This is a genomic window from Cellulomonas sp. P5_C6 (assembly GCF_054049635.1).
In genome coordinates, this window is record NZ_JBFULZ010000265.1 from 1 (window position 1) to 4574 (window position 4574).

The 4574-nt window shown below is 73.7% G+C and carries 5 protein-coding genes; 3 read left to right on the top strand and 2 right to left on the bottom strand.

The features are described from left to right. Positions 1–86: 86 nt before the first annotated feature. Both ACXJKG_RS19650 and ACXJKG_RS19655 read right to left on the bottom strand, forming a co-directional pair. The gene (locus tag ACXJKG_RS19650) at positions 87–611 is read right to left on the bottom strand and encodes a hypothetical protein (RefSeq protein WP_456847414.1); all 525 of its coding nucleotides are present in this window, start codon (positions 609–611) and stop codon (positions 87–89) included. A 28-nt stretch (positions 612–639) separates the two neighbouring features. Then, positions 640–1857: a toxic anion resistance protein gene (locus tag ACXJKG_RS19655; protein WP_456847415.1), complete on the bottom strand. Its 1218-nt coding sequence runs from the start codon at positions 1855–1857 to the stop codon at positions 640–642. Positions 1858–2077: 220 nt separating this feature from the next. Here ACXJKG_RS19655 and ACXJKG_RS19660 point away from each other — a divergent pair, with 220 nt between their 5' ends. From ACXJKG_RS19660 to ACXJKG_RS19670, 3 genes are all read left to right on the top strand, one after another. Then, on the top strand, positions 2078–2644 hold the full coding sequence (locus ACXJKG_RS19660) for a sigma-70 family RNA polymerase sigma factor (protein WP_456847416.1): 567 nt from the start codon (positions 2078–2080) through the stop codon (positions 2642–2644). After that, the gene (locus ACXJKG_RS19665; RefSeq protein ID WP_456847417.1) at positions 2641–4110 is read left to right on the top strand and encodes a hypothetical protein; all 1470 of its coding nucleotides are present in this window, start codon (positions 2641–2643) and stop codon (positions 4108–4110) included. The genes ACXJKG_RS19660 and ACXJKG_RS19665 overlap by 4 nt, the downstream gene beginning before the upstream one ends. 94 nt (positions 4111–4204) lie before the next feature. Continuing rightward, the coding region (locus ACXJKG_RS19670) for a hypothetical protein (protein ID WP_456847418.1) at positions 4205–4574 on the top strand (370 nt) is incomplete at its 3' end.

A 4574-nucleotide genomic window follows, 5' to 3' on the forward strand; every position in this document is an offset into this window, starting at 1 on the left:
GTCGCGGACCGCGGCGTCCTCCAGGCCGGCCGCGGCGCCGGCCCGCGCGAGGGCGTCGAGGGCAGCGGGCAGCGCGGAGGACGGGGTCACGGGAGCTCCCTCTGCGGGGTGTCGAGGCCAGCGTCGGGGGCGAGGGCGAGGGAGGACTCGCCGAACTTCTCGGCGAGGAACTGCCCGTGCGCCACGAGCGCGTTGGCGTCCTCGCGCGAGACCGCGTCGGAGATCTTGTCCAGGGTCACGCCGAGCAGGTCGAGCTGGTCGCAGAGCACCATGAGCGACGTCTTGCCCTTCGACACCACCCGTCGGTCCGCGAAGTCCCGGGGCAGGCGCAGGTAGCCGCCGACGGCCTCGGGCAGGTAGCTCGTGGCGGTCGCGACGACCGTGTGCGCCTGCCTGCTGCCGGCGCCCAGCCGGTCCAGCCGCGGCGCCATCTCCTCCACCGTGCGGGTGATCCGGTTCACCCGGGCCGTCACCGCGCCCGGGACCTTGCCGACGATCTGCTGCTCCACCTGGTGGGCGGACGCGAGGATGTCGGCCGTCGTCGGGGCAGGCGGCGGCGCGGGGAGCTCGGGCTCCTGACGCCGCCCCCTCAGGCGAGCGAACCAGCTCATCGTGTCGCGCCTACCCGGCCCTCGTCGCTCAGCTCGTGCCGAGGTCCAGCGAGCCGCCGGCGACCTCCGTGGTGTCCGCGCGCTTCACGCGGTCGAGGTAGCTCTTGGCCTTGGTGGTCTCCGTCTCGAGCACGCCGATCGTCGTCGCCATCGAGTCGAGCGCCTTGACCTTGAACGTGTCGATCGAGTCCATCGTCGCGTAGATGTCCGCGAACGCCTGCTGCAGCTGGGGCAGCCCGACGGTGGCGCTGGCCGCCTGCTCCTGGATGCCCACCGACTGCTCCTTGAGCATCTTGGCGGTCGACGCGATGAGCCCGGACGTCGTGGTGTTCAGCGCCGTGATCTGGTCGAGCACGAGCTTCTGGTTGTTCAGCGCCTGGGCCACCGTGACGGCCGTGCGCAGGGCCGAGACCGTGGTGGTCGTCGCGCGGTCCACGCCCTTGATGAGCTCGAGGTTGTTCTTGATGATGATGTCGATCGCCAGGTAGCCCTGGATCGAGACGGCCAGCTGCGTGAGCAGGTCCTGGTGCTTCTGGCGGACGTAGAACAGCACGTCCTCGCGCAGGGCCTTGGCGCGCGCGGGGTCGGTCGCGTCCAGCTCGGCGATCGTCGTCGACAAGCGCGTGTCCAGCGACTCCGCGACGTAGATGTACTGGTGGAGGCGGGCCATGGTGTCCCAGAGGTGCTGCTTCTCCAGGTTGAGCGCCGCGTTGTCCTTCCGCAGCTCGTCCTGCCCGTTGTAGAGCGCGCGCACGATCGCGTCGATCTGCTTCTGCGAGCTCTCGTACCTGCGGAAGTAGTCGGTCATCGAGTCGCCGAACGGGATCAGCCCGAGCAGCTTCTTGCCGATGGTGGCCTCGCTGGGGTCCAGGCCCTCGACCGTCTTGCGCAGGTCCAGCAGGGACTTGCTGACCTGCGACGTGCCCGAGACCCCGCCCTCGCGCAGCTCTTTCACCGGCGCCTGGAGCAGGCGGTTCGACGTCTCGGCGGCGGCGCGGATGTCCGAGTCGCCCATGAGCCGGATGTCGTCGGCCTTGCGCGCCAGCTCCGGGGACCCGAGCTGCGCGGCCATGAGCCCGTCGACGTACGCCGAGACCTTCGCGTCGAGCCCCGGCAGGGCGGCCTCGGGGATCTGCGGAGCCATCGCGGAGGCGGCCGTCGTGGCCACCGGGGACACCGGCGCGGGCGCCTCCAGCGCGAACACGGACTGCGGCGCAGGGGGCTGGAGCGGGGCTGCCTCGGTCATCGTCGTCCTTCACGTCCAGGTCGTCGCAGCGGCCCTGCAACCGGCGCCGTGCAATGGGCTGCGAACGGTCAATGAATGGTCAAGCGAATGGTCAAGCGTCCTGTTGCGGACAGTAGCACGGGGGGCCGTTCCGACCCGGGGACCAACCGATCTCTGCCACGCTCCGTTCTTCAGGTGAGAGCGGACGCGCCGGCGCCCGACCAGATCAGGCGGGGGGCCGATGAGCGCGCGGTGGGAGGGCTTGCTGGCCCAGCTGGTCCGGGAGCGGTGGTCGGCGCTGCTGGCCCGCGCGACGCTGCTCGCGGCGACCCCGGGCGAGGCGGAGGACCTGGTTCAGGACGCGCTCGTGGCCACGTTCTCGAGCCGCGCGCGGTTCACCACGCTGGCCCAGGCCGAGACGTACGTGCGCCGGGCCATCGCCACCCGGTCCATCGACCGGGCGAGGACGGCGGCCAGCGAGCGCCGCGCCGCCGACCGGGTGGCCGGCCAGCCGGAGGCCCCGGTCGAGACCGTGCTCCCCGGGCTCGAGCAGGACGTCCTCGCGGCGCTCGCCCGGCTCACCCCCCGCCAGCGCGCCTGCGTCGTGCTCCGGCACCTCGAGGACCTGTCCGTCGCCCAGACGGCCGAGCAGCTCGGCCTGAGCCAGGGCGCGGTCAAGCGGTACACGTCCGACGCCGCCACGGCGATGCAGCGCTGGCTCGGTGCCACCACCGACCCCGAGGCCGACGAGCGCCCGACGGTCCGGCTGGTCGACGGCACCGGCACGTCGAGAGGAGACCGGTCGTGAGCGACCTCGGACACCTGCTGGCCGACACGGAGGCCGCCGTCGAGCGCGGACGGTCCGGTGCCGTCCCGACCGCCTCCTCGCTGGCCGGGACGGTGCGGCGCGTGCGGCGCCGGCGGGCTGTCCGGCACTCCGCGCAGAGCGTCGCCGGCGTCGCGCTGGTCGGCGTGCTGGGCGCGACGGCGTGGTTCGGCGCGCACCGGGCCGACCAGGCGCCGGTCCCGGCGTCCAGCCCGACCGAGAGCCAGCCGGCCCCGAGCCCGACACCGACGGCGTCGTCCGCCCCGACGTCCGCCGCGATCCCGCCCGTGCACGTCGGCGAGCCGCTCCCACTGCCGGCCGGCCTGGTCGAGGGCAGCTCCGCCGGGTGGATGCTCGTGCCCGACAACCAGACCCGCGTCGGCACGGACCCGTACGACGCCCCCGCCGACGCCTATCGGAACCGGCTCCTGCTGATCTCCCCCGCCGGCGAGCGGAGCCCGCTGCTCGAGACGAGCGTCCGCCGGGGGCTCGTCGTGTTCCGGTGGACCGCGGGCCAGACGCTCGTCGTCGCCAGCACCACGGACTACACCACGGAGAAGCCGACCGACGTCGCCGGCCTGCTCGACCTGCGCACGGGCGACCTCGAGCCGTGGCCGGACCTCCCCCCGAGCGCCCTGTGGATCGGCGGCACGGACGACGGGACGACCGTGTGGGCGGCACCGCAGTGGGACTTCACGGACCTCCCCGCGGGGGCGGTCCCGATGCCCCGGAACGTCCTGTCGGCCCAGAACCGCATGGCCGGCTACCCCGACACGACGTTCCACCTGCTCGTCCGCGACGCCGACGGGACGCAGCGCGACCTCGGCACCATCGACGACACCGTGTACGCCACGTCGCTGAGCCCGGACGGCGGCTGGGTCACGGCCACCGGCCCGGACGGCCGCCTGCTGCTGGTCGACCTCCGGTCCGGCACGCCCACCCCGGTCTCGACCGTCCCCACCGACCGGCCCTGCGCGATCGGCGGCTGGTCCGGCCCGCACGAGCTCCTGCTCTCCTGCGGCACCCCGGCCGAGCTGCTCGCGCTCGACGCCACCCGCCCCTCGGCGACCCCGCGCCTGCTCGCGACGTCGGACCACCCGGTCATCGACGCGACGCCGCTGCCGGACGGCCGCGTCGGGCTGGGCCTGGTGGTCCAGGGGCCGCCGTGCGACGGCGGGGCGGACCCCGGCGTGCTCGCCGACGGCGTGGTCTCGCCGCTCACCACCCAGTGGGGTCCCGACGACCACTCGTACTGGCTGCAGTTCGGCGGCGGCACGGTGGTCACCGACCTCAACGACTGCTACGTCGGTCACGGCAAGGCGGGGCGCCAGCGCACGGTCAGCACGGACCTCACGACGGGCGCGGTCACCGAGCTCTTCACGCTCGAGGGCGAGCCGACCGACGACGGATGGGAGCACAGTCTGGGCGGTGTTGTCGTGGGTCGGTGATGTGACATGTCGGACGGACCCGGTCCTTCCGGGCGCCGGGGCGGTCGGGCGATCATCGACGGACGAGCGCTCCGTCCCGCCCCCTGGAGGACCCATGCTGCCGTCCGAGATCCGCACCAGCACCGTCCACGTCGGCCCGTTCCTCGACGACGTCGGGGCGCCCTGGTCCGGCACCGTCACCGTCGAGTCGTCGACGCCGCGCGTCTGGGACGCGACGGCCGCGATGATCACGCCCCGGCCCGCCGTCGTCGCGCTCGACGCGGACGGCCGCGCCGCGATCCCTCTGGCCACCACCGACCAGCCCGGGTTCAGCGACGGCGCCGGAAGCCCGGTCACGGGCTGGACGTACACGCTGACGATCGAGCTCGCCGGCGCGTCACGCGTGAGCCGGACCTTCGACCTGCCGGCGAGCAGCGGCCCGGACGTCCGGGTCACGCTGCCGACGAACGCGCCCGCTCCTGCGC